Annotated in this window: 21 protein-coding genes; 18 read left to right on the top strand and 3 right to left on the bottom strand. The window is 71.6% G+C overall.

What is annotated here, in order from left to right; genetic code table 11:
- The first annotated feature begins 157 nt into the window (after nt 1-157).
- From LIP_RS12725 to LIP_RS12685, 9 genes are all read left to right on the top strand, one after another.
- A complete protein-coding gene (locus tag LIP_RS12725) occupies nt 158-1,093 on the top strand; it encodes an inorganic phosphate transporter (RefSeq protein WP_068139047.1) in 936 nt (311 codons plus the stop codon).
- Between the two features lie 189 nt (nt 1,094-1,282).
- The gene (locus LIP_RS12720) at nt 1,283-2,164 is read left to right on the top strand and encodes a sulfurtransferase (RefSeq protein WP_068139044.1); all 882 of its coding nucleotides are present in this window, start codon (nt 1,283-1,285) and stop codon (nt 2,162-2,164) included.
- 121 nt (nt 2,165-2,285) lie between these two features.
- Complete coding sequence (locus tag LIP_RS12715; protein WP_068142027.1) at nt 2,286-2,705, top strand: iron-sulfur cluster assembly scaffold protein; 420 nt, start codon at nt 2,286-2,288, stop codon at nt 2,703-2,705.
- Between the two features lie 92 nt (nt 2,706-2,797).
- Nucleotides 2,798-3,985 (top strand): MGDG synthase family glycosyltransferase, encoded by a 1,188-nt coding sequence (locus tag LIP_RS12710; protein ID WP_068139042.1) that lies wholly within the window; start codon nt 2,798-2,800, stop codon nt 3,983-3,985.
- On the top strand, nt 3,982-5,322 hold the full coding sequence (locus LIP_RS12705; protein ID WP_068139038.1) for a polysaccharide deacetylase family protein: 1,341 nt from the start codon (nt 3,982-3,984) through the stop codon (nt 5,320-5,322). The genes LIP_RS12710 and LIP_RS12705 overlap by 4 nt, the downstream gene beginning before the upstream one ends.
- Nucleotides 5,323-5,459: 137 nt before the next feature.
- On the top strand, nt 5,460-6,857 hold the full coding sequence (gene sufB / locus LIP_RS12700; RefSeq protein WP_068139036.1) for a Fe-S cluster assembly protein SufB: 1,398 nt from the start codon (nt 5,460-5,462) through the stop codon (nt 6,855-6,857).
- A 128-nt stretch (nt 6,858-6,985) separates the two neighbouring features.
- A complete protein-coding gene (locus LIP_RS12695; protein ID WP_068139033.1) occupies nt 6,986-7,291 on the top strand; it encodes a non-heme iron oxygenase ferredoxin subunit in 306 nt (101 codons plus the stop codon).
- Nucleotides 7,292-7,362: 71 nt separating this feature from the next.
- Nucleotides 7,363-8,559 (top strand): 2,3-bisphosphoglycerate-independent phosphoglycerate mutase, encoded by a 1,197-nt coding sequence (locus tag LIP_RS12690; protein WP_068142016.1) that lies wholly within the window; start codon nt 7,363-7,365, stop codon nt 8,557-8,559.
- Between the two features lie 167 nt (nt 8,560-8,726).
- Complete coding sequence (locus tag LIP_RS12685) at nt 8,727-9,320, top strand: peptidoglycan-binding domain-containing protein (protein WP_158509680.1); 594 nt, start codon at nt 8,727-8,729, stop codon at nt 9,318-9,320.
- 3 nt (nt 9,321-9,323) lie between these two features.
- Here LIP_RS12685 and LIP_RS12680 read toward each other — a convergent pair whose 3' ends face one another.
- A complete protein-coding gene (locus LIP_RS12680) occupies nt 9,324-9,536 on the bottom strand; it encodes a hypothetical protein (protein WP_144440479.1) in 213 nt (70 codons plus the stop codon).
- A gap of 239 nt (nt 9,537-9,775) precedes the next feature.
- On the opposite strand from LIP_RS12680, the gene LIP_RS12675 reads away from it, so the two are divergent.
- From LIP_RS12675 to LIP_RS12660, 4 genes are read left to right on the top strand one after another with little or no spacing between them, the layout of a single operon-like run.
- The gene (locus LIP_RS12675; protein ID WP_068139023.1) at nt 9,776-10,282 is read left to right on the top strand and encodes an Lrp/AsnC family transcriptional regulator; all 507 of its coding nucleotides are present in this window, start codon (nt 9,776-9,778) and stop codon (nt 10,280-10,282) included.
- A gap of 29 nt (nt 10,283-10,311) precedes the next feature.
- Nucleotides 10,312-11,280 (top strand): ABC transporter substrate-binding protein, encoded by a 969-nt coding sequence (locus LIP_RS12670; RefSeq protein ID WP_068142014.1) that lies wholly within the window; start codon nt 10,312-10,314, stop codon nt 11,278-11,280.
- A complete protein-coding gene (locus tag LIP_RS12665; protein WP_198409539.1) occupies nt 11,277-12,209 on the top strand; it encodes an ABC transporter permease in 933 nt (310 codons plus the stop codon). Before LIP_RS12670 ends, LIP_RS12665 begins: the two co-directional genes overlap by 4 nt.
- Nucleotides 12,184-12,978: an ABC transporter ATP-binding protein gene (locus LIP_RS12660; RefSeq protein WP_068139021.1), complete on the top strand. Its 795-nt coding sequence runs from the start codon at nt 12,184-12,186 to the stop codon at nt 12,976-12,978. The genes LIP_RS12665 and LIP_RS12660 overlap by 26 nt, the downstream gene beginning before the upstream one ends.
- A gap of 21 nt (nt 12,979-12,999) precedes the next feature.
- Here the strand turns inward: LIP_RS12660 and LIP_RS12655 are convergent, their stop codons facing one another.
- Both LIP_RS12655 and trkA read right to left on the bottom strand, forming a co-directional pair.
- Entirely contained in the window at nt 13,000-14,460 is a 1,461-nt protein-coding gene (locus LIP_RS12655; RefSeq protein WP_198409538.1) for a TrkH family potassium uptake protein, read from the bottom strand.
- Nucleotides 14,461-14,515: 55 nt separating this feature from the next.
- A complete protein-coding gene (trkA, locus tag LIP_RS12650; protein WP_158509679.1) occupies nt 14,516-15,883 on the bottom strand; it encodes a Trk system potassium transporter TrkA in 1,368 nt (455 codons plus the stop codon).
- Between the two features lie 572 nt (nt 15,884-16,455).
- Between trkA and leuS the strand changes: the two genes are divergently transcribed.
- The 5 genes from leuS (at nt 16,456) to holA (ending at nt 24,120) form a co-directional block, all read left to right on the top strand.
- Nucleotides 16,456-18,903, top strand: coding sequence for a leucine--tRNA ligase (leuS, locus tag LIP_RS12645; RefSeq protein ID WP_082726648.1), 2,448 nt, complete (start codon nt 16,456-16,458; stop codon nt 18,901-18,903).
- 96 nt (nt 18,904-18,999) lie between these two features.
- On the top strand, nt 19,000-19,830 hold the full coding sequence (locus LIP_RS12640; RefSeq protein WP_068142009.1) for an SDH family Clp fold serine proteinase: 831 nt from the start codon (nt 19,000-19,002) through the stop codon (nt 19,828-19,830).
- A gap of 165 nt (nt 19,831-19,995) precedes the next feature.
- Nucleotides 19,996-20,631: a ComEA family DNA-binding protein gene (locus LIP_RS12635; RefSeq protein WP_068139010.1), complete on the top strand. Its 636-nt coding sequence runs from the start codon at nt 19,996-19,998 to the stop codon at nt 20,629-20,631.
- Entirely contained in the window at nt 20,613-23,048 is a 2,436-nt protein-coding gene (locus tag LIP_RS12630) for a ComEC/Rec2 family competence protein (RefSeq protein WP_068139005.1), read from the top strand. Before LIP_RS12635 ends, LIP_RS12630 begins: the two co-directional genes overlap by 19 nt.
- Before the next feature lie 46 nt (nt 23,049-23,094).
- Entirely contained in the window at nt 23,095-24,120 is a 1,026-nt protein-coding gene (gene holA, locus LIP_RS12625; protein WP_068139002.1) for a DNA polymerase III subunit delta, read from the top strand.
- Nucleotides 24,121-24,126: the final 6 nt, after the last annotated feature.

Raw genomic sequence — 24,126 nt, 5'->3', positions numbered from 1 at the left:
GGCAGGACCCCCTCTGGGTTGGGGCGGCCGGGGTGCGGTGCCTCACCCCCGCTCCGCCCTCTGTATAGGATACCAGGACCAGGCCCGGATTCCAGAGACAGCTTCCCGCAAATCCATCGCCGCCCGGTGGGGCCTTCACCTTAAGGGGGATCGCGGCATGCCCGTCGTCCTGCTGGTCCTTGCGTCCTTCTTTGGCTTGAACATCGGGGCGAGCGGCGCGGCCAGCCTGGCCATCCCCTATGGAGCCGGGGTCCTCGACCTGCGGCGGGCGCTGCAGGTGGCTGCGCTCGGGCTGGTGCTGGGTGCGGCGGTGGCAGGGAACGGGGTGGTTCGAACCCTGGGCGCAGGGCTTCTGGAGCGGGGCTCCGTGCCCCCCGGTGCCGTGGCCGTGGTGCTGGCGGCTGCGTCGGCCTCCCTGGCGCTGGCGACGCGCCTGGGGGTCCCCATCTCCACCAGCGAGGTGACGGTGGCGGCACTGGCGGGCGTGGGGCTGGCCACGGGAGAGCTGAGGGCGGAGGTGCTGGTGCGGGTGGTGGCCGGGTGGATCCTGCTGCCGGTCATCTCCTTTGCCGTCGCGTACGGCTGTGCCCGGGTCTTTCGGGGAGGGTGGCTTGCCGGGCGCCCCCCGCGCTCCCTGGGGTTCGCCCTGGGCATCGCAGGCTTTCTCCAGGCCTTCGCCGCCGGTGCGAACAACGCGGCCAACGCTGTGGGCCCGCTGGTGGCCGAAGGGTTCCTGCCGGCAGGGCCCGCGTGGCCTGCGGCCCTGGGCGGCCTCTGGATGGGGGCGGGCGCGTGGCTCCTGGGTGGGCCTCTCCTTCATATGGCCGGGCGGGAGATGGCCCGGTTCTCACTGGCAGAGGGCGCCCTGGCCGCGGGGGTGACGGGGTTCCTGGTCTTGAGTGCCTCCCTGATGGGCCTGCCGGTCCCGCTGACCCAGGCGCTGACCCTCGGGTTGGTGGGGGTGACCCGAGCCCGGCGGGCCGCCGGTGCCCGCGAGCGGGAGGCCGTGCGACGCGCCACGCAGGTCTGGGTGGCGACGCCCGTCGTGGCCTTTTCGCTGGCGCTAGGGGCGGTACGGGTCCTGTTTCGCTAGGCCGCCCGGGCCTCGAGGAAGCGGGGCGGACAGCGACCGCGCGCCCAGCAAGGGCGGGCGCCACGCGCTGGGTCCCGCGATTGCTACTGGCATTCTCCGGTCGGTTTGATTAGAATTAGGGATGATTACCGATGAGGGCCGGTGCCCATGCCGGCCCGAGGAGTCCAGGAGAGGAGGTTTCACCCAGAGATGGCGGTACAAGGGGCCGCGGAGGCCGCAATCCTCCAGAAGGGGTACGCACAGCCCGAAGCGCTGGTCACCACCCAGTGGGTGGCCGACCACCTGCAGGACCCGGGGGTGCGGGTGGTGGAGTCGGACGAGGACGTGCTCCTCTACGAGGTGGGGCACGTACCCGGCGCCGTGAAGATCGACTGGCACACGGACCTGCAGGATCCCGTGATCCGGGACTACCTGAACCCGGAGGCGTTCGCGAGGCTCGTGCGGGCCAAAGGGATCAGCCCGGGGACCACGGTGGTCTTCTACGGCGACAAGAACAACTGGTGGGCCTGCTACGCCTTCTGGGTCTTCAAGCTCTTCGGGCACCAGGATTGTCGGATCATGGACGGCGGTCGCGCCCGGTGGGCGACCGAGGGACGCCCGCTGGTGAAGGACGTCCCGACCTATCCGGAGACTCCGTACCCGGTTCCCACCCGGAACGACGCGCCCATCCGGGCCTTCCGGGAGGACGTGGAGGAGCACGTCCGCAGCCGAAAGCCGCTGGTGGACGTACGCTCGCCGCAGGAGTACACGGGCGAGAAGCTCCACATGCCGGACTACCCGCAGGAGGGCGCGCTGCGGGGGGGGCACGTCCCCGGTGCCCGGAACGTTCCCTGGGCCCAGGCGGTCCGGGACGACGGGACCTTCAAGAGCGCCGCCGAGCTGAGGCAGATCTACCTCGAGCGCGAGGGCCTGAAGCCCGAGGACGAGGTGATCGCCTACTGCCGCATCGGCGAGCGGAGCTCGCACACCTGGTTCGTCCTCAGCTACCTCCTGGGCTTCCCCAACGTGCGGAACTACGACGGATCGTGGACCGAGTGGGGAAACCTGGTGCGGGCACCCATCGAGCGCTGAAGACCGGGGGAACGCGCGGGTGGATAGGGCGGCAGGATGGGAAGCGGCCTCGACCCGGCTCGCCTTGCACGAGGGCCGGGCCGGGGCTCGCCGGGCAGAAGAGCCAGGGGGAGTGGAGGCCGTGGACCGGCAGACGCAGATCGAGTTCCTCGACGAGCACTACCGCAAGGCCCGGGGGAAGGGAACCCTGGAGGGCGCGGACGTGGTCATCCCCGGCGGCAACCCTGGGTGCGGCGACGTGGTGACCATCTACCTCAAGGGGGACGGCCGGGGAGGCATCGACACGGTCCGGTTCGAGGGCGAGGGCTGCACCATCAGCCAGGCCGCCGCCTCCATTCTCATGGAGATGGTGGCCGAAGGGAGTCTGGACGCCGACCGGCTCCTGGCCATGGACGGCATGGCGATGATGGACATCCTGGGAAGGGATCTCGTGGCCAGCCGGCCCAAGTGTGCCACGCTGGCGCTGGGTACGCTGAAGACGGCCCTGCGCCAGTACCGCCGCAAGCTGGACCCGGGATCTCTGGGAGAGGGCACGGGCTGAGCGCCTGAGGAGGACTCGGACCCTCTGCCTCGAATCTTCAAGCCGTTGCAAGGGACACGGACGTCCTTCGGCGAAAGGAAGCCACCCGGCAGATGCGGCTGCGTGTCTTGGAGGGATCCCGGTTCACGGCAAGGAGCGCCGACGCGGTCCTGCTCGAGTCCACCTACGGCGGGGGGCACATTCAGGCAGGGGCAGCCCTGGCCGCGGCGCTGGCCGAGCTGGACCCCTCGCTCACCGTCGAGCGCATCGACTTCTTCGACCTGGTGAACCCGGTCGTCAACGGCGCAGCCCGCTTCGCCTACATCCAGTCCGTCACGCGGGCGCCCGTCCTGTGGCGGGAGTTCTACGAGCGCACGGGCCAGCTCACCCCGGAGTCGTCCTGGCAGCAGTTCCTGTACCGGCTGGGCGCCCGCAGGCTGGCCCGTTTCCTGGCGCAACGACGGCCGCGGGTGGTGGTGGCGACGCACCCTACGCCGGGGGGCGTGGCGGCGCAGCTCCGGCGGGGCAGGCAACTGGACGCGCCCGTCGCCACCGTGATCACCGACTACATTGTGCACAGCCAGTGGCTCCACCCCGACGTGGACCTCTACATCGCCGGAGCGGAGGCCGTGCGGGAAGCCCTCGTGGCCAGGGGCATCCGGCCCGACCGGGTTGCGGTCACGGGCATCCCCATCCACCCTCGCTTCCGCCAGAGGGTGGACCCCTTCCGGGTGCGCCAGCGCCTGGGCCTCTCGCACCAGCCGGTGGTCCTCTTCATGGCCGGAGGGTACGGCATGGTGCGGGGTATGGTGCCCGCGTGCCGGCAGCTCGCCTTCGCGGGCGGATCCTTCCAGCTCATCGTCGTCTCCGGGCGCGACGCCCTCCTGGAGCGCCGGATCCGGGAGGTGGTGGAGGGGTCGCCGCGCCCGGTCCGCGTCCTGGGCTTCGTGCGCGAGGTGCACGAGTTGATGAGCGTCGCCGACCTGCTGATCTCCAAGGCGGGAGGCCTGACCGTGACCGAAGCCTTGGCCAAAGGCCTGCCCATGGTGATCTACCGCCCCATTCCCGGCCAGGAGGAAGGGAACGCCCGCTTCCTCGTCTCACGCGGCGCCGGGCGGGTGGTGCAGAGCCCCGAGGAGCTGGTGAGCGAGGTCCAGCGTCTTCTCGACGACCCCGAGCGCCGGCGCCGCATGGCCCAGGCCGCGGCGGCCCTCGGGCACCCGCGAGCCGACGAAGAGGCGGCTCGGGCCATCCTCGCCCTGGCCCGGGTACCGGCCGCGGCAGGAAGGGAGCCGCGATGAGCCCGGCGTGGACGTGGACCCTCGGCCTCCTGGGAGCAGGGTTGCTCTACCTCCTGATCCCCCACGTGAGCGGGCGTCACCTGCCGGGACGGGTGGTGCGGCGGGGCCCGGAGGCGGCGAAGGCCGTCGCGCTTACCTTCGACGACGGCCCGGACCCCCGCTCTACCCCCCGGGTGATGGCCGTGTTGGAGCGGTACGGTGCCAGGGCGACCTTCTTCGTGGTGGGCCGGCGGGTCTTGGCCCATCCGGAGCTGGTGCGCGAGGCGGTGAAGGCAGGTCATGAGGTGGGCAACCACGGGCACCGGCACAAGCACGCCTGGACCCTGGGGCCGTGGGCGACGGGCCGGGAGGTCCGCCAGGCCGGCGACGCGATTCGAATGACAACGGGCCGGCCTCCCTCCTTCTTCCGGCCTCCCTGGGGAGGGTTCAACCTGTTCACCACCGCCGCGGCGCACCGGGAGCGGGCCACGGTGGTGCTCTGGTCCGCGGCCCCCCGGGATTGGGACGGCCGGCAGGATCCCGAGGCCATCGCCCGGGAGGCGCTGGAAGGGGCCCGCCCGGGAGCCATCATCGACCTGCACGACGGGGGCGGCGCACCGGGGGCACCCGAGCGGACCGTCGCGGCCCTCCCCCTGATCCTGGAAGGCCTCGCCGAGCGGGGGCTCCGCGCGGTCACGCTGAGCGAGCTGCTGGGGGGAAAGGGGGAGGGGAGCCCCTTGGGGTGGAGGGTGCTGCGGCGGGCGTGGAACGTGTGGGAGCGTCTCTTTGCCAGGCTCTTCCGGCTGTGGGCGGTGCCGGCCGCGGGCGACGAGACCGTGCGGATCCGTTTCGAGCGGCATCGGGGCGAGCCCGTGGCGTTCGACGACGGAACCCGCATCGACCCTGGCGACTGGGTGGGGGAGCTGCACCTCTCCAGCGTCGCCGTCGACCGGGGCCGGTCGGCCGGAACGGGCCGCTCGGAGCTCGCGGCCACCTTCGACACGGCCCGGCGGCTCCGCCGGTTCCTGGGCGGGCTGGCCGTGGAGCTCGAGCGGGGAGGGGTCCCGTACCCGATCCGGGCCGTGTACGGCCGGACCCTGCTCTGGCGCGGCGCCCGGCGCATGGGCTTCGAGGTGCGCGACGTCCCCCGCAGCCTCGGCAACCGGTGGCTGCAGGCGTACATGCGCTGGCTCATGGTGCTCTATCACCCGCGCGGCGGCGAGCGGCTGAAAGACGGCAGCGAGCCCCTGGAGATGAAGGAGATCTGGTTTCCGACCGCGGCGCTCAGGATGCGCTACGGCCCCGGCGGCGGAGATGGGCGCGAAGCGGTGGCCACCAGGGAGCGCCGGTCGCCTTGACTCCCCTTCGACCTCCCCGTATAATGACTGGCGACGGGACGTGACGCGGGCTGAATTCCGACTTGTGAAGTCGGGTTTTACCCGGAGGCGCAGGTGGGCGGGCGCCAGGGAGATCCGGGGTAGAAGGGGGTTTTTCCATGGGTAAGTCGGCGGTGGACCTGGGCGAGTACCGGTACGGCTTCCACGACCCGGAGAACTACGTCTACGAGAGCGGTAAGGGCCTCTCCCGCCGGGTGGTGGAGGAGATCTCGTCGCTCAAGGGCGAGCCGGAGTGGATGCGGGCCTTCCGGCTGAAGGCGCTGGAGACCTTTGAGAAGAAGCCGATGCCGACCTGGGGCGGCGACCTCTCGCACCTGGACTTCGACGACGTGCGCTACTTCGTGCGGGCCAGCGAGCGCCAGGGTAAGGATTGGAGCGAGGTCCCGGAGCAGATCAAGCGGACCTTCGACCGGCTCGGCATCCCCGAGGCGGAGCGGAAGTTCCTGGCGGGCGTCTCGGCCCAGTACGAGTCCGAGGTGGTCTACCACAACGTCCACAAGGACCTGGAGGAGCAGGGCGTCATCTTCTGCGACACCGACACGGCCGTGCGGGAGCACCCCGACCTGGTGCGCGAGTACTTCGGCACCGTCGTCCCCCCCGCGGACAACAAGTTCGCCGCGCTCAACAGCGCCGTCTGGAGCGGTGGCAGCTTCATCTACGTGCCGGCGGGCGTGAAGGTGGAGATCCCGCTGCAGGCCTACTTCCGCATCAACGCCCAGAACATGGGGCAGTTCGAGCGGACGCTGATCATCGCCGAGCCAGGCAGCTTCGTGCACTACATCGAGGGATGCACGGCGCCGGTCTACGCCAGCGAGTCGCTTCACGCGGCGGTGGTGGAGATCATCGTCAAGGAAGGCGCCCGGGTACGGTACACCACCATCCAGAACTGGTCCACCAACGTGTACAACCTGGTGACCAAGCGGGCCGCCGCCTACCGCGACGCGACCATGGAGTGGGTCGACGGCAACCTGGGCTCCCGGCTCACCATGAAGTACCCGAGCGTCTACCTGATGGAGCCGGGCGCCAAGGGGGACGTGCTCTCCATCGCCTTCGCCGGGGCCGGCCAGCACCAGGACGCCGGCGCGAAGATGTACCACCTGGCGCCCCACACCACCTCCACCATCGTCAACAAGTCCATCTGCAAAGACGGCGGGCGGACCACGTACCGGGGCATGGTGCACGTGGATCCCGACGCGCACCACTGCAAGTCCAACGTCAAGTGCGATGCCCTGATCCTGGACGACCGCTCAAAGACCGACACCATCCCCGACATGGAGATCCTGGACAACACGGTTGCCATGGAGCACGAGGCGTCGGTCTCCAAGGTCTCCGAGGCGCAGCTCTTCTACCTGATGAGCCGGGGCCTCTCCGAGCAGGAGGCCACCCTGATGGTGGTGATGGGCTTCATGGAGCCCTTTGCCAAGGAGCTCCCCATGGAGTACGCGGTGGAACTCAACCGGCTCATCGAGCTCGAGATGGAAGGTTCTGTGGGCTGATCGTAGGCTGATCCCAGGCTTGCTCTGGGGGCCGCCGGCAAGCGCCGGCGGCTCTGGCGCGCCGGGGTGGCGCACGTCTCAGGGTGGCGCGAAGATGATGCAGGAGGCGAGGAAGTCTGGCTGAGTGGATGCGTGTCGGTCCGGCGGACGAGATGCAGGTGGGGGAGGTGCGCCGGCTGGTGCTCGGTGGGACCCCCGTGGCCCTCTTCCGGCTTCAGGACGGCTTCTTCGCCATCGGCGACACCTGCTCGCACGCGGAGGCGTCCCTCTCCGAGGGTGAGGTGGATGCCGGCGCCGGCGAGGTGACCTGCGAGCGCCACGGCGCCCGTTTCGACATCCGCACGGGCAAGAACCGGAGCCTGCCCGCGACGCGGCCCGTGCCCCGCTTCCCGGCACGGGTGGTGGAGGGCCAGGTGGAGGTGGAGATGGAGTAGGCGTAGCCCTCTCCTGGTCCACGGTGGTACACTAGGACGTGCTGAAGGCCGAAGCCGAAGGGGGCAGGATCATGGAGGATCTGGTGCGAGAGCTGGCGGAGCCCGGGGGCAAGCTGGTGCTCCTGGTGATGGACGGGCTTGGGGGCCTCCCCCACCCGGAGACGGGGAGGACCGAGCTGGAGACGGCGCGGACGCCCAACCTGGACGCGCTGGCCCGCAAGGGAAGCCTGGGGCTCCACGACCCTGTGGCGCCGGGCATCACCCCGGGCAGCGGCCCGGGGCACCTGGGGCTCTTCGGCTACGATCCCGTGGAGAACCTGGTGGGGCGGGGGGTCCTCTCAGCCCTGGGGGTCGGGATGGAGCTGGAAGCCACGGACGTGGCGGCCCGAATCAACTTCGCCTCCAAGAAGGACGGGAAGATCGTGGACCGCCGGGCGGGCCGGATTCCCACCGAGGAGTGCGTCCGCCTGACGGACAAGCTCTCGCGGATTCGGATTCCGAGGGTGGAGATCCTCGTGCGCCCCGAGATGCAGCACCGGGCGGTGGTTGTCTTTCGCGGCCAGGGGCTCTCTCCCCACGTGACCGACTCGGACCCTCAGCAGACCGGGGTGCCGCCCCTGAAGGTGGAGGCCCGGGAGCCCGGCGCCGCCTCCATGGCCGAGCTGGCCAACCGGTTCGTGGAGGAGGTCGACCGGGCGCTGGCCGACGAGTGGCCGGCCAACACCGTTCTCCTGCGGGGCTTCGACCGCCAGCCCGACCTGCCCAGCTTCCCGGAGCGTTACGGCGTGAACCCCGCCGTGATCGCCGTCTACCCCATGTACCGGGGGCTCGCCCGGCTGGTGGGCATGAAGGTGCTGGACGGCGGCCACGGGATCGCCGAGGAGTTCGACCGGCTGGAGGCCGCCTGGAGCGACTTCGACTTCTTCTTCGTGCACGTGAAGCCGACGGATTCGGCCGGCGAGGACGGCGACTTCGATCGCAAGGTGCGGACCATCGAAGAGGTGGACGCCCAGATCCCCCGGCTGCTGAAGCTCGACCCGGCGGCGGTCCTGGTGACGGGGGACCACTCGACGCCCGCGACCTTCAAGGCCCACACCTGGCATCCTGTGCCCTTCCTGATCCACTCCCGCTGGAGCCGCTGGGAGAACGACGCGGAAGGCTTCGGCGAGCGGGCCTGCTCCCGGGGGCAACTGGGCAGGGTGCGGGCCAAGGAGCTCATGCCCCTGCTGCTGGCCCACGCGGGAAGACTGGCCAAGTTCGGGGCGTGACGCCCCTCCACTCATTGCCTTCCAGCGCCGATGCGCGGAGGTGAGAGGGAAGCGGCGCACCCCGCGGAATGTTGGACGGGGACGAGTCTGGCCATGGCGTGAGGGGAGCGGCGATGACGCGCGGACGCATGTTCGGGTGCGGGGTTGGGACGATGGGACCACGGGGGTTGTCGAGGGTCCTCCTTGCCTTGCTGGTGGTGGTGGGGCTCGTCCTGCTGGCGAGTCCGGCGGAGGTGGAGGCTCAGGGAACCCTGGGCCTGCGGACCCTGAAGCCGGGGATGTGGGGCGAGGATGTCTTCGAGCTGCAGCGCCTGCTCATCCGGGTGGGCTTCAACCAGCCGGTGACGGGCAACTACGGGGAGACGACCACGGCCTCGGTCCGGCGGCTGCAACGGTACGGGGGGCTTGCAGCCGACGGGGTCGCGGGCCCGGCGACGGTGGAGCTCCTCCGCCAGATGGCGGAGCGCCCGCGCTACCGGGTGCAGCCCGGGGATACCTTGTACGACCTGTCGCTTCGGTTCGGGGTCTCCATGACCCGTCTGGTGGACGTGAACCTGCTGGGGCACACGACCCTGCGCCCCGGCCAGGAGCTGGTGATTCCCGATCACTGGATCTACCCGGTGCGACGGGGCGATACCCTTTCGGGCATCGCGAACCGCTTCGGCGTCAGCGTGGACAGCCTGCTGCGCACCAACCGGCTGGACGACGACGGCCCATTGAGCCTCGGGGAACGTCTGTGGATCCCGCTTCCGGACTGGTGACCCTCAGGGCTCGGTGACCCACCCCGGCTCGCCCTCGGCCAGCTCCTCCAGCTCTGCCGGCGTGCGCGCCTGCAGGGGACCGGGCGACCGGCCCTGGGTGCCGGAGCGCGGATCCACCTCCATGTGGTACTCGAGGTGGGCCAGGCACCCGTCGCAGAGCAACCGGCCCGGATCTGGCGTCCGGGCCCCACAGACCTCGCAGACTCCTGCCTCCACGTGCATCCCGCCTCCCGGCCTGTGCGGTCAGAGGTCAGTCTGCCCGCCGCCGCGCCCGGCATACGCACCGCCCGGTGCCTGCGGGGCGGGCCGGAGCATGATCGCTCCCGGGCGCGCGCGGGGCGTCGGGAATGGGCGGTCAAGCGAGAGCCTTTCTTCGAAGGCGGCAGGATTTCATGCGTCATTCGTCTAATGGAGGGTCACATCGTGCGGATTTCCCGTGCCTCGGAGGGATTCCTATGACCGACGGCGAGTTCGACGCCCTGGACCGGGCGATACTGCTGGAGCTCCAGCGGGACGGCCGAGCCCCCTTCACCGGCATCGCCGCCCGCCTGCAGGTGGCCGAGGGCACCGTGCGCAAGCGCGTCAGCCGGCTGGTGGAGCGAGGCGTCCTGCGGCTCGTGGGGATCATCGATCCGGCCAGGGTAGGGCGGACGATCCAGGCGATCGTGGGAATCCGCATCGGTGACGGTCACCTGGAACAGGTGGTCGACCATCTCCGCTCCCTCCCGCAGGTGCGCTACCTGGGCGTGAGCGCCGGCGCCTACGACCTCATCGTGGAGGTGGTGGTCGCCTCCAACGACGAGCTGTACCACTTCCTCACCGACCAGCTCCGGCGCGTCCCCGGCGTGGCCGCGAGCGACACCTCCATGATCCTCAAGGTGTTCAAGGACCGGTTCGAGTGGCGGCCCTACGAGGACGAGCAACCCGTCTGGGGGGAAGCGGGGGAGCTGAAGAGACCTTGATCCTCTGAAAGGGGTTGCTTTCCTTGGGGGTGCATCGCTGGATCCGGGCGGCACGGGCCCTCCTGCCGCTCGTTCTGGCCGCGGTGGGCTTTTCTCCCCTCGGCGTCCACGCCGCGCAGGAGGTGCGGGTGGGCGTCATTCAAATCGTCGAGCACCCATCGCTGGACCAGGCGCGCCAGGGCTTCCTGGACCGCATGGCCGAGCTGGGGTACATGGTGCGGGCCGACTACCAGAACGCGCAGGGCGACATGGCCACGGCCCAGATCATCGCTCGGCGCCTCGCCGGCGCCAACCCCGACCTGATCCTGGCCATCGCCACGCCCACGGCCCAGGCGGCCGCCCAGGCCACGTCGTCCATTCCCATCCTCATCACGGCGGTGACCGACGCCCAGGCGGCGGGCCTGGTACAGAGCAACGAGCGGCCGGGGACCAACGTGACGGGGACCTCGGACCTGAACCCGGTGGACCAGCAGCTCGCGCTCATTCCGCGCCTCGACCCCTCGGCCAGGCGGGTGGGGGTGCTCTACAACGCGGGAGAGGCCAACTCGCTGGTGCAGGTGGAGTGGGCGCGGAAGGCGGCCGGGGATCTGGGGCTCACGCTGGTGGAGGCCACCGTCGCCTCTTCCAGCGAGGTGCTGCAGGCCGCCCAGAGCCTGGTGGGGAGGGTGGACGCCCTCTACGTGCCCACCGACAACACCGTGGTGAGCGCCCTGGAATCGGTGATCCAGGTGGCGGAGCAGTCCAAGCTCCCCATGGTGGTGGGCGAGCCTGACAGCGTCGCCCGGGGCGGGCTCATCACCGTGGGGATCGACTACTACGAGTTGGGGCGCCAGACGGCCGAAATGGCCGACCAGGTGCTGAAGGGAGCCGACCCCGCCCAGATGCCCATCCAGTACCAGGCCAACCCGCGCCTGGTGGTGAACCCCGCTGCGGCCGAGCGGATGGGGGTCCGGCTGCCCGAGGAGCTCCTGGCCCAGGCGGAGCAGGTCGGATCGTGAGTGGGACCTTCGCCCTCGGGGTGCTGGAGCAGGGGCTCGTCTACGGGATCATGGTGCTGGGCGTCTACCTCACCTTCCGGGTGCTCAACTTCCCGGACTTGACGGTGGACGGCAGCTTCACCCTCGGCGGCTCCATCGCGGCGGCGATGATCGTCGCCGGGCGCCCGCCGCTCCTGGCAACCCTGGTGGCCGCGCTGGGCGGGCTTGCCGCCGGCGCGGCCACCGGGGTGCTGCACACGCGGCTTCGGGTGTCCGGGCTGCTGGCCGGGATCCTCACCATGACCGCCCTCTACTCCATCAACCTGAGGGTGATGGGGCGCTCGAACGTGCCCCTCCTGCGGCGCGAAACCCTGGTCACCCAGGTGAGGGGGCTGCTGGACTCGCCGCTTGCCGCGCTCCTCCTCTTCCTGGCGGCGGCGCTCCTCCTGAAGCTCCTGCTCGACTGGTTCCTCCAGACCGAGTACGGGCTCGCGGTGCAGGCCACGGGCGACAACCCCGGCATGATCCGGAGTCTGGGAGCCGACACGGACCGGACGACCCTGGTGGGGCTCGCCCTCTCCAACGGGCTGGTGGCCCTCTCGGGAGCGCTGGTGGCTCAGCACCAGGGCTTCGCCGACGTGGGCATGGGCATAGGGATGATCGTGGCGGGCCTCGCGTCGGTCATCCTCGGGCAGGCCATCGTCCGGGCCCGGGGCGTCTTCTTTGGGACGCTCGCGGCCCTGGTGGGCTCCATCCTCTACCGGGCGGCGGCAGGGGCGGCCCTGCGGGTGGGCTTCGCCCCCAGCGACCTGAAGCTGGTGACGGCGCTGCTGGTGGTGGTGGCCCTCGCGGTCCCCCGGACCCTGGAGTGGGCAGGAGAGGCCCGGCGCCGGCCTGGCCGGCGCCTGTGGGGAGGCGAGGGGTATGCTGGCCCTCGAAGGCCTGCATAAGACCTTCCGGCTGGGCGGGGGATGGGAGCGGCCGGCCCTGCGCGGGGTGGACCTGGTCCTGCAGGAGGGGGAGTTCGCCACCCTCATCGGGCCCAACGGTGCGGGCAAGTCCACCCTCCTGAACGCCGTCGCCGGCACCTTCCGCGTGGATGCGGGAACCGTGCGCCTGGACGGGCAGGACGTCACCCGCTGGCCCGAGCACCGCCGGGCCCGGCTGATCGGGCGGGTCTTCCAGGACCCCCTGCGGGGTACGGCGGCCAGCCTCACGGTGGAGGAGAACCTGGCCATGGCCCGGGCCCGCGGGAGGCGCCGATCCTTGCGGCTGGCGGTTCGCGGCCGGGAGCGGCGTCTCTTCGCCGAGTGGCTGGAGGCACTGGGCCTGGGCCTCGCAGACCGGCTGAAGCAGCCGGTGGGGCTCCTCTCGGGCGGGCAACGCCAGGCGCTCGCCCTGGTGATGGCGGCCGTGACGCGCCCGCGCCTGCTCCTGCTGGACGAGCACACGGCCGCGCTGGACCCCGCCGCGAGCCGCCAGGTGCTGGACCTGACGTGCCGGCTGGTGGCGGAGCACGGGCTCACGGTCCTGATGGTGACCCACAACATGGAGCAGGCCCTGCGGGTGGGGAGCCGGACCCTGATGATGCAGGACGGGCGGGTGGTGTTGGACCTGCGGGGCGACGACCGGCGGCGCATGGGGGTGGAGGGGCTGGTGGAGCGCTTTGCTCGGGTGCGCGGCCAGCGGCTGGTGGAGGACCGGCTGCTGCTGGGGTAGCCGGGCAGAGGCGGCCCGATCCTACGCTCGTCGCCAGAAGCCCGGCAGCAGGAGGACCATGATGCTGTAGATCTCAAGCCGCCCCGCGATCATGAGGAAACTCAGGAGCCACTTGGCGCCCGGCGCCAGGGCCGCGTAGTTGGCGGTAGGTCCGACCGCCGCCAGCCCCGGACCCACGTTGCCGAGCGTGGCTGCGACCGCGCCGAGCGAGCTCACCATGTCCAGTCCCGCGGCGCTCAGCACCACCGAAGCCGCTATGAAGAGAAAGAGGTAGAGGATCACGAAGCCGATCACGCCCCGGAGCGCCTCCTCGCTCAGCAGCCGGCCCCCGACCCGGACGGGCAGGACGGCCCGGGGGTGGAGAAGCTGGACGATCTCCCGGGACGCGTAGCGGACGAGGATCACCCACCGGATCACCTTGATGGAGCCGCCGGTCGATCCGGCGCTGCCTCCGATGAACATGGCCAGGAAGAGGAGGAGGCGCCCTGCTTCGGGCCACTGGTCGAAGTCGGCGGTCACGAAGCCGGTGGTGGTGACGATGGACGTGGCCTGAAACGAGGCCAGGCGCAGCGCGGCGACCGCGGGCGTCCCCGAACGGACGAGGATGGCGGCAAGGACCACGGACAGGCCTGCCAGGACGGCCAGATACGAGAGGAACTCCTCGTCGCGGTACGCCCGCAGGCCCTCCCGGTTCAGCAGGGCCCGATGGTGGAGGGCGAAGTTGGTCCCGGCCAGCACCATGAAGACGAGGATGATCGCCTCCACCACGGGGTCGTGGAAGGCGGCGATGCTGGCGTTGTAGTTGGAGAAGCCCCCGGTGGCCATGGTTCCGAAGGTCTGGAGGAGCGCGTCGTAGAGGGAGAGGCCCCGACCCCAGAGGAGCAGGGTCTCCAGAGCGGAGAGTCCGATGTAGATCCGCCACAGGAGCCTCGAGGTCTCCCGCAGGCGGGGGTGGATCCGCTCCGGGACGGGGCCGGGCGCCTCCGCCCGGAAGAGCTGCATCCCGCCCAGCTCCAGCCGGGGCAGGATGGCGATGGTCAAGACGATGATGCCCATGCCGCCGAACCAGTGAAGGAGGCTCCGCCAGAAGAGCACACCGGGCGGCTGGGACTCGATGTCGGTCAGAACCGAGGCGCCGGTGGTGGTGAAGCCCGAGGCGGACTCGAAGAAGGCATCGGTGAAGGTGGCGAAGCTTCCCGCCCACAGCATGGGAAGCGCAGCGACCGCCGAGGCGACGACCCATCCGAGGCCCACCACCGCGAGGGCCTCTTTGTGGTGGAGGGCCTCGTCGCTGGTCCGTTGGGGGTTCCGGGCGGCACGTCGCATGGCCAGGCCCACCCCTGCCGCCAGGGGGGCCGCGGTCAGGAAGGCCTTCAGATCGGGGCTGGCGTAATAGAGGGCCCAGGCGATCGGAGCCGCCATGGCCGCACCCTCGGTGAGGACGAGGGTGCCCAGCATGTGGAGAACGAGCCGGTAGTTCAACGCATCGCGTCCCTTGCCACGGATCTGGGAGGCGCCGGCGGACGGCCCCCCAGGCTCAGCCCTGCCGGAAGAGGTGCTGCACCGCGTCCACGCCCTCCGGCCGGAGGAAGAGGAGCACCTGGTCCCCTGCCTGGATGCGGGTGGCACCCCGGGGGATCAGCACCTCGCCCTCGCGCACCACGATGCCCACCACGGCCGAAGGCGGCAGGCGCAGGTCCCCGATGGGCCTCCCCTCGGCCGGGCATCCGCTCTCCGCCTCGAGCTCCAGGATTTCCGCCTTCCCCTCTTCCACCAGGGCCAGGTTCCGCACGTTCCTCCTCTGGGTGAGCTGGAGGATGAAGCTGGCGGTCACCAGGCGGGGAACCACGCACGCGTCGATGCCGGCCCGGTGAGCCAGGGGCAGGTACTCCTCCCGGGAGAGCTCGCTGATGCAGTAGCGAACCCCCATCCCCTTCAGCATCATCCCGACCAGGAGGTTGCGGTGGTCGTCGCCGGTGGTGAGGATGCACGCGTCCGATTGGGCCACGTGTTCGTCCTCGAGGAGGTCGGGACGGGCCGCGTCGCCTGCCAGCACCATGACCGCCGGGGGCAGCTGCTCGGCCAGCTCCCGGCACCGTTCCCTGTCCCGTTCGATGATCCGGATGCTGAGACCCGTGCGGCGCATCTTCCCCAGGAATTGCGCCACCTCGTATCCCAGGGGGCTCCCCCCCACGATCACCAGGCTGCGCATGGGGTGCTCTTCCCGCCCCACGATCCGACGCGCTTCCTGGAAGTTGCCTGCGCGCCCCATGAAGTAGATGCGATCGCCGGGGTGGATGACGGTGGACCCGCTCGGGATCTCCACCGTGCCCGCCTCCCGGATGACCGCCGCCACCACCGTGTGGGTGAGCCCGAGCTCGGTGACGCTCCGGCCCGCCGCGGGTGCGTGTTCGTCCACGGCGAAGCTGACCACGGCCGCGCGGTCCCCCGCGAAGTACTCCACCTCCGCAGCGGAGGGGGTGCGCAGCATGCGGATGATCTCTTTGGCTGCCAGGTCCTCGGGGCGCACGACCCGGTCGATGCCCAGACGGGCGAGGTCGAGCCGGCCGGGCTGCGCCGCCCCGGCGGGGGAGGAGTACTCGGGGTTCCGGATGCGGGCGACGCAGAACGGCTCTCCAAGGGTCTTGGCGGTCATGCACGTGACGATGTTGAGCTCGTCGCTGTCGGTGGCGGCGATGAGAAGCTGAGCCGATGCAACCCCGGCCTTCCGGAGCACCGAGGGGGAGGAGCCGTGACCCACCAGGGTCATGACGTCCAAGCGGTCGGCCGCTTGCGCGAGCGCCTCCGCGTCCCGGTCGACGACCACCACGTCGTGCCCCGCGTCCGACAGCCTTCGAGCCACCTCGAACCCGAGCTTCCCCGCCCCGACGACGATGGCCTGCAACCCCATCCGCTCCCCGCTCGACACACGCGCTCCGGGACGTACCCCGGATCCCTCCCATCCGTTCGCAGGTGGACGGCCAACTCCTTCTTCCGCCCAGGCGGCGTTGCATCATGCCGATTGACCCAGACCCCGGGCTGTGCTACGATATCCGTACACATCTGCTCGGAGTGGCCCTTGGGCGTGGACGGGGAGCAGTACCGCCGCAGCCCCGGCTCAGAGAGCCGCCGGTTGCTGCGAAGCGGTCCGGGAGCGGCGGGAACTCGCCCCTGAGCCCGAAGACCGAGGCGGTGGAGGCGCGACCTCTGCCGCGGTAGGCTCTTCCGGTGGGTGCCCGTTACCATGCACCGGCCCGTCCCCTCGGGGGCGGGGGCGAGGTGGGCGGCCCTGAGCCGCCAAGCGGAGTGGTCCCGCGGAAGGTGAGCCTTTCGTCTCTGCAGCGACGAAGGCTTTTTTGTTTGTCGGCGCGGATTCCAGCGTGAGTCTTCCAGGTGGGCCGGCGCCGGAGCGGCTGGGCGCCGGGCCGGACCCACCGGGGTGAGGTGAGGGCGGTGCAGGCGGAGTATCATCCCGAGATGATCGAACCCAGGTGGCAGGAGGCGTGGGCCAGGAGCGAGCTCTACCGGGTGGTGGAGGATCCCGGCAGGCCCAAGTACTACAACCTCGAGATGTTCCCCTACCCCTCGGGCGACCTCCACATGGGGCACGTGCGCAACTACAGCCTGGGCGACGTGATGACCCGCTACTACCGCATGAAGGGCTACAACGTGCTGCACCCCATGGGGTGGGACGCCTTCGGCCTGCCCGCCGAGAACGCGGCCATCCAGCGGAACGTTCCCGCCGCCCAGTGGACCTGGTCCAACATCGACCGCATGCGGGCCCAGCTCAAGCGCCTGGGCTTCAGCTACGACTGGGAGCGGGAGGTGGCCACCTGCGCCCCCGACTACTACCGGTGGACCCAGTGGTTCTTCCTCCTGCTCCACCGGCGGGGGCTGGCCTACCGGGGCAAGGCCAGGGTCAACTGGTGCCCGGGCTGCCGCACGGTGCTGGCCAACGAGCAGGTGGAGGGTGGGCGCTGCTGGCGGTGCCACTCGGAGGTGGAGAAGCAGGAGCGGGAGCAGTGGTTCTTCCGCATCACCGCCTATGCGGACCGGCTGCTGGACGACCTGAGCCGGCTGGACGGCTGGCCCGAGCGGGTCAAGGCCATGCAGGCCAACTGGATCGGCCGCTCCGAGGGCGCCGAGGTGGACTTCCAGGTGGAAGGCCTGGACGAAACCATCAGCGTCTTCACCACCCGCCCCGACACCCTCTGGGGCGTGACCTACATGGTGCTGGCGCCGGACCACCGGCTGGTGGAGCCGCTCATCCAGGGCCGCCCTGAGGCCGAGGCCGTCCGCCGGTTCGCAGAGCGGGTGAGGGCGACCCCAGAGCGTGAGCGGGAGCATGTGGAGAAGGAAGGCGTCCCCACCGGCGCCTTCTGCATCAACCCGGTGAACGGCGAGCGGGTCCCCATCTGGGTGGGCAACTACGTGGTGAGCGAGTACGGGACGGGCGCGGTCATGGCGGTGCCCGCCCACGACCCGCGCGACCTGGAGTTCGCCCGGGCGTATGGGCTTCCTGTGCGGGTGGTGATCCGCCCGCCCCAGGGTGAGCTGGACGAGGCCACCCTGTCCGAGGCGTACGTGGACCCGGGCGTCATGGTCCGTTCCGGCCCCTTCGACGGCACCCCCAGCCAGGAAGGGAAGGCGCAGGTCATCGCCTACCTGGAGGAGCGGGGCGTGGGACGGAAGACCGTCAACTACCGGCTGCGCGACTGGCTCATCTCCCGCCAGCGCTACTGGGGCGCGCCCATCCCCATGGTCCATTGTCCCCACTGCGGGACCGTGCCGGTGCCCGAGGAGCAGCTGCCGGTGCTGCTGCCGGCCAGCCTCACCGACCGGGCGGGCGGCACCTCGCTGGCCGACGACCCGGACTTCGTCCGCACCACGTGCCCCAGCTGCGGCGGGCCCGCCCGGCGCGAGACCGACACCATGGACACCTTCATGTGCTCCTCCTGGTACTACCTGCGCTTCACCTCGCCCAAGGAGGCTGACGCACCCTTCAGCCGGGCCGCGGTGGACTACTGGATGCCCGTGGACCGCTACACGGGCGGCATCGAGCACGCGATCATGCACCTGCTCTACTCCCGCTTCTTCACCAAGGTGCTCTGCGACGCCGGCCTGGTCTCCTTCCAGGAGCCCTTCACCCGGCTCTTCACCCAGGGCATGGTGACGTTGGGCGGCTCGGCCATGTCCAAGTCCCGGGGGAACGTGGTGGACCCCGACGAGATCGTGGGCAAGTACGGGGCCGACACCGCCCGGCTCTTCATCCTCTTCGCGGCGCCGCCCGAGAACGACCTGGAGTGGAGCGAGGCGGGTGTGGAGGGCGCGAGCCGCTTCCTGCAGCGGGTGTGGCGGCTGGCCGCGGAGTGGGCGCCGGTAGTGGAGAGGGCCAGCCGGCTGGATGCCTCGGTCCTGGACCGGAACGAGCGGGACGTCCACCGGACGATCCACGAGACGCTCCGGAAGGTGACGGGCGACATCGAGGAGCGCTTCAGCCTGAACACCTCCATCAGCGCCCTCATGAGCCTGGTGAACCGGCTCTACCAGTACAAGGAGGAGACCCCGGCCGTCCGCCCCGAGCTGGCCCGGGAAGGCCTGGAGACGCTGGTGCTGATGCTGGCGCCCTTCGCGCCGCACCTGGCCGAGGAGCTCTGGCACGAGGCGCTGGGCCGCGAGGGTAGCGTCCACCAGGCCTCCTGGCCCGAGCTGGACCCGAGCGCCCTGGAGCGGGAGGAGGTGGAGGTGGTCGTGCAGGTGAACGGGAAGCTGCGTGACCGCCTGGTGGTCCCCGTGGACGTGGACGAGGCCACGCTGCGCGAGCAGGCCACCGCCCTGCCCCGGGTCCAGCCCTTCATCGACGGCCGTCAGGTGCAGCGGGTCATCGTGGTGCCGGGACGGCTGGTGAACGTGGTGGTGAAGTAGGCGGGGGCTGGGGGACCTGGGGCTTACCCGGATGCCAGTCGGACCGGCGGGGAAGTCTAGCGGTAGGCTGGTATGGCGGAGTGCAGCGGAGGCTCCATGGACGTCTTCAGCCTCTTTTGGTTGGTCCTCATCCTCTTCTCCCTCTGGCCGGTGATGCAGCAGCAGCGGATCCAGCGGGCTCGGCTCGCCTGGCTCCGCCGGGTGCAGCGCCGGACGGGCGGGCGGGTGATCACCCTCATCCACCGGCAGGAGGGCACGGGGCTTCTGGCCCTGCTGGGACGGCGCTTCATCACCATCGAGGACTCGGAGAAGGTGCTGCGGGCCATCCGGGCCACGCCGCCCGAGGTGCCCATCGACCTGATCCTCCACACGCCGGGGGGGCTGGTGCTGGCGGCGGAGCAGATCGCCCACGCCCTGCGCCGGCATCCGGCCCGGGTGCGGGTGATGGTGCCCCACTACGCCATGTCGGGCGGCACGCTCATCGCCCTGGCCGCGGACGAGATCTGGATGGACGAGAACGCCGTGCTGGGGCCGGTGGACCCGCAACTGGGCAACTATCCGGCCGCCTCGCTCCTCCGGGCGGTGGCCCGGAAGGGACCCGAGAAGGTCGACGACCAGACCCTGATCCTGGCGGACCTGGCCGGCAAGGCGGTGCACCAGGTGGCGGAGACGGTGGCGGAGCTCGTGGCCCACCAGCTCCCGCCCGAGCGGGTGCGTCCCGTTGCCCGGGCCCTCTCCGAAGGACGCTGGACCCACGACTTCCCCATCACCTGCGACATGCTGCGGGAGATGGGCTTTCGGGTCCACTGCGAGCTTCCCGACGAGGTCTACCAGCTCATGGAGCTCTACCCCCAGCCCGACGCCCGCCGGCCGTCGGTGCAGTACGTGCCGCAGCCGGAGCCCCTGCCCCAGGGGGCGCGGGACTGAGCCGCGGGCGCGCCGCCCGGCGCTCTTGGCCCCAGAGGCACCCTTCAGCTGTCGAGAATGAATCCTCCGGCGTCCTGGATCGGTGGTAGGGATTCGCGGGACGGGATCGAATAGGGAAGCGAGTCACCGGGATGCCCTGCCCTCAGGGGGGAAGGGGGATGCCCGGTGATTCTGTCTTTCCGCACATGGTGGCGGGCGCTGCTGGTCTTGGGCGCCCTGGCCCTGCTGCCGCTGGCCTGGCGCGGCCTCGAGCGCCAGCCGCCCATCCTCATCCAGCAGCTCCCGGCGGAATCGGCCGTGCCGCCACCGGCGGTCCGTCTGGCGGAACGGACCCCATCGCCGCCGGGCCCTGCGTCCGCTTCGGTGGTGGAGGCGGCCGGCGCACCGGTGGGTGGCCGGCAGGACGGCGAGCCGACGGCCTCCGAAGACGCCCAGAGCACGGACAGCGGGCCCGAGCCTTCGGCGCACGCGGACCCGCGCACCCCGGAGGCCGACTGCCCGCGTCCCGAGGATTCGCAGCAACAGGCTGGTCCCCAAGACCTCCGAGCCGTCCCTGCACCGCCCGGCGGCGCCTCCTCCCAGGTGCGGCCCGGAGGACCGTCCAGCCCGCGCGTGAACGTGAACACCGCCGATGCCGCCACCCTGGAGACCTTGCCCGGCATCGGCCCCGCGCTCGCGGCCCGGATCATCGCCCACCGGGAGCGCTGGGGGCCGTTCACCGCACCCGAGCAGCTCACCGAGGTGTCGGGGATCGGCGAGAAGCGACTGGAGCAGCTCCTACCATGGATCACGGTGGAGTAGCGCGGCCCCTGGTTCCCCTCTTCCTGGGGGCGCTGGCGGGAAGCCTTTTGGGAAGCCGCCTCCCACCCGCCCTCTGGAGTGTCCTGGCCCTGCCCGCCGGTGCCCTGGCGGGCACCCGGGGCCGGTGGCTCGCCCGGGTCCTCGCGGGAGCGGCGGGGGTCGGCCTGCTGGCGTCGTGGCAGGCCGCCCGGCTTCCGGGCGACGTTCCCAGGCTCACCGCATGCCAGCAGCCGCTGGAGCTGCGGGGGGTGATCACCGGGCCCCCCGAGCCCTGGCGAGCCGGTTGGCGCTTTCCGCTGAGTCTGGAGGCGGTCCTGGAGGGCGACTGGCGTCCGGTCACGGGTGCGGTGCAGGTTCGCCTCACGCTGCCCGGCCTGGAGGGCCCGCCGGCCGAGCCCGCGGCCCTGGACGCGCTGGGCGTGGGCGCCGGCTCCCGGGTGGAGGTGCGGGCGGAGCTTAGGCCGCCGCCCTCGGGGGGCAACCCGGGGCTCTTCTCCCTGCGGGACCTGATGGCGCGGCGGGGCCTGGCGGCCGAGGCGTGGGTGCCGCATCCCCGCTTCCTCCGGCCCGTGGGGAACGGGCGCGGGATCGCGGCCGTCGTGGAGGCCGTGCGCCAGTGGAGCGCCGGCCGTCTCTTCCAGGCGCTGCCGCCCGAGCAGGCCGCCCTGGGCGCCGCACTCCTCCTGGGCGACCGGCGCTGGCTGACGGACGACCTGGAAGACCGCCTGCGGGCGGCGGGCCTGGGGCACCTGCTCGCCGTCTCGGGGCTGCACGTGGGGATCCTGGCGGGGCTGGCCTGGTGGCTCGTCGGAGGCCGGCGCGCCCGGGCCGGCGCCGGCGCCCGAGCGGGGCTCACCCTGTGGCTGGGGCTCCTCGCCTTGCTGACCGGAGGTGCCCCCTCGGTGCGACGGGCGGTGCTCATGGCGCTGGTGGGGCTCTGGGCGCCGCGAGGCGGGGTCGATCCGGCCCAGGTTCTGGCCGCCTCGGGGCTGAGCCTTCTGCTGGCGGACCCACAGGCCGCACGGGACCTGGGCTTTCAGCTCTCCTTCGCCGCGGCGGGGGGCATCCTCATCCTTGGCCCCCGCTTCGCTTCGGCCCTGGCACGGCGGGCCGGCCGGGTGGGTACGTCGCTCGGGTACGGGGCCGCGGCGGGCATGAGCGTGGCCCCTCTCACCGCCTGGCACCTGGGGGAGGTGGCCCTCTGGAGTGCTCCGGCCACCCTGGTGGCGACCCCGCTGCTGGCCGTGGTTCTGGTGGGACTCCTGGTCCTGGCGTGCACCGGTGGGGTGGCCCCGGTGTTTCTCGCGGGCGCCGTGGACCTGACGCTGAAGGGGCTCCTCGCCGTCGCCGACGTGATCTCAGGGCTCCCCGGGGCCCGGTGGACCATGACCCGCCCGCACCCGTGGGAGATCGCCCTGGCGGCGGCGCTGCTCTTCTGGGCAGCCCGGCCCGGAGCCCGGGTCCTGCCCGGGCCGTTCGCCCGCCGCCGGGGCGGGCTGGCGCTGGCCGCCGTCGCCGCCCTCGTGGCCTGGGCCGGGGTGGGGCCGGGGCCACGGCTTCTGACGGTGACGGTGCTGGACGTGGGGCAGGGCGACGCCCTGCTGGTGGAAACGCCCCTGGGTCGCCGCCTGCTGCTGGACGGCGGTGGCTGGCCCGCCTTCGGCCGGGAGCCGCCGCCCCCCGACGTGGGCGAGCGGGTGGTGGTGCCCTTCCTTCGGGTCCTGGGGGTGACCCGGCTGGACCTGGTGGCCAGCACCCACCCCGATGCGGACCACACCCTGGGGCTCGGGGCGGTGCTGGACGCCTTCCCGGTGGGGCTCCTGCTCCACAACGGCTGGGTGAGGCCCGGCGGGCCCGTGGGGATCCTGGGGCCCTGGCGGGTGGAGGGTAACCGCCTGGTGCGGGCCGCGCCCAGAGGGCGCCCGCCGGGGGAGGCGCCCCGAACCGTGCCCCACCGGGCCCTGGCGGCTGGGGATCGGATCGTGCTCGAACCGGGTGTGACCCTGACGGTCCTCCACCCTCCGCCGGATGGCTTCCCCGACCGGGACGCGAACGACGCGTCGCTGGTGCTCCGGCTGGAGCGAGGCGGCGTGCGGATTCTCCTCCTGGCCGACGCGGAAGGAGCGGCCGAGCGGGAGCTCCTCGCCCGCTGGGGGCGGGAGGGTTTGCGGAGCGACGTGGTGAAGCTGGCACATCACGGGGCCGCGTCGGGCGCGTGGTATCCGTTCCTGGAGGCGGTTGCGCCCCAGGTGGCCTTGGTTTCGGTAGGGGCGGGTAACCGGTACGGCCACCCCCACCCGCAGGCGCTCGCCGCCCTGGATCGGCTGGGTGTGGCCCTCTACCGTACAGACCGGGACGGCGCCCTCCGTCTGGAGGTGGGCCAGGGATGGGCCCGCCTGCGGGCGCTCGGACGTTGAGGCGGAGGCCGGGGCCCCCACGGAAGGCATGCGAGGAGGCGTTCCTGTGGCCCGCTCGGGGCCGGATCCGGCCGCCCCCCTTCACCTGATGGTGGGGGCGGAGCCGTCGATCCTGGCGCAGGTGATGGAGACCATCCGGAAGGCGCACGGCATCCGCCAGGGGGATCCAGGCTGGGAGGAGCTCCACCTGGAAGGGGGCGACACGGGCGCCGACCAGCTCTTCGCCGCCGTGGCCGGGGGGTCGCTCTTCGCATCGAACCGACTGGTGCTGGTGCGGCGGGCGGAGGACCTGAGCCCTGAGGCCCAGGAGGTGCTGGCCTCGTTCCTCGGGGCGCCAGCGCCAGGGGTGGTCCTGGTGCTGGCGATGCAGAAGGCGGACCGCCGCACCACCCTCTTCAAGTCCTTGAAGAAGGCCCAGACCTGGGAGCTCGCGCCCCCGTCCCGCCCGGCGGATCTGGCCCGGTGGGCCCAGGAGCAGGCGGTCGCCGAGGGCGTCAAGCTCTCACCCCAGTCGGCCCGGCGGCTGGTGGAGGCCGTGGACGGCGAGGCGGTGCTCATTCCCGGCGAGGTGGGCAAGCTGGCCGCCTACGCCGCCGGCGGGAGCGAGGTGAGCCCTGCCGACGTCGATGCGCTGGTCTCCACCGCCTGGCCGGTGCTACGGCCGTACGCCATCTTCGATCTGGTGGACGCGGTAAGCCGGGGCGACGCGGGGACGGCCCTGGAGCGGTTCCGCGCGCTGATCCGGCGGGGGGAGCCGCCCCTGCGGATCCTGGCCATGCTGGCCAGGCAGTGGCACCTGATGGCGATGGTGGAGGGGCTTCGCTCGGAGGCCAGGGGCGGGGGCGCCGAGCAGGTCGCCCAGGCGGCGGGTATCCGTCCGTTTGAGGCGCGCAAGCTGATGGAGCTTGCGATCCACTGGGACGCGGCGCGCCTCGCAAAGGCGGTGGAACTCACCGCGTCCGCGGACCTGGACCTGAAAGGGGGCGCGCCGGCGCCCACGACCTTGGAGCTGCTGGTGCTTCGCCTCAGTCGCCTGAGCGGGGGCGCGGGACGCCTGCCCCCGTTGGGATAGACGTGC

It is taken from the genome of Limnochorda pilosa (genome assembly GCF_001544015.1).
Taxonomy (GTDB): domain Bacteria; phylum Bacillota; class Limnochordia; order Limnochordales; family Limnochordaceae; genus Limnochorda; species Limnochorda pilosa.
This window is presented reverse-complemented; position numbering and strand designations above follow the sequence as displayed.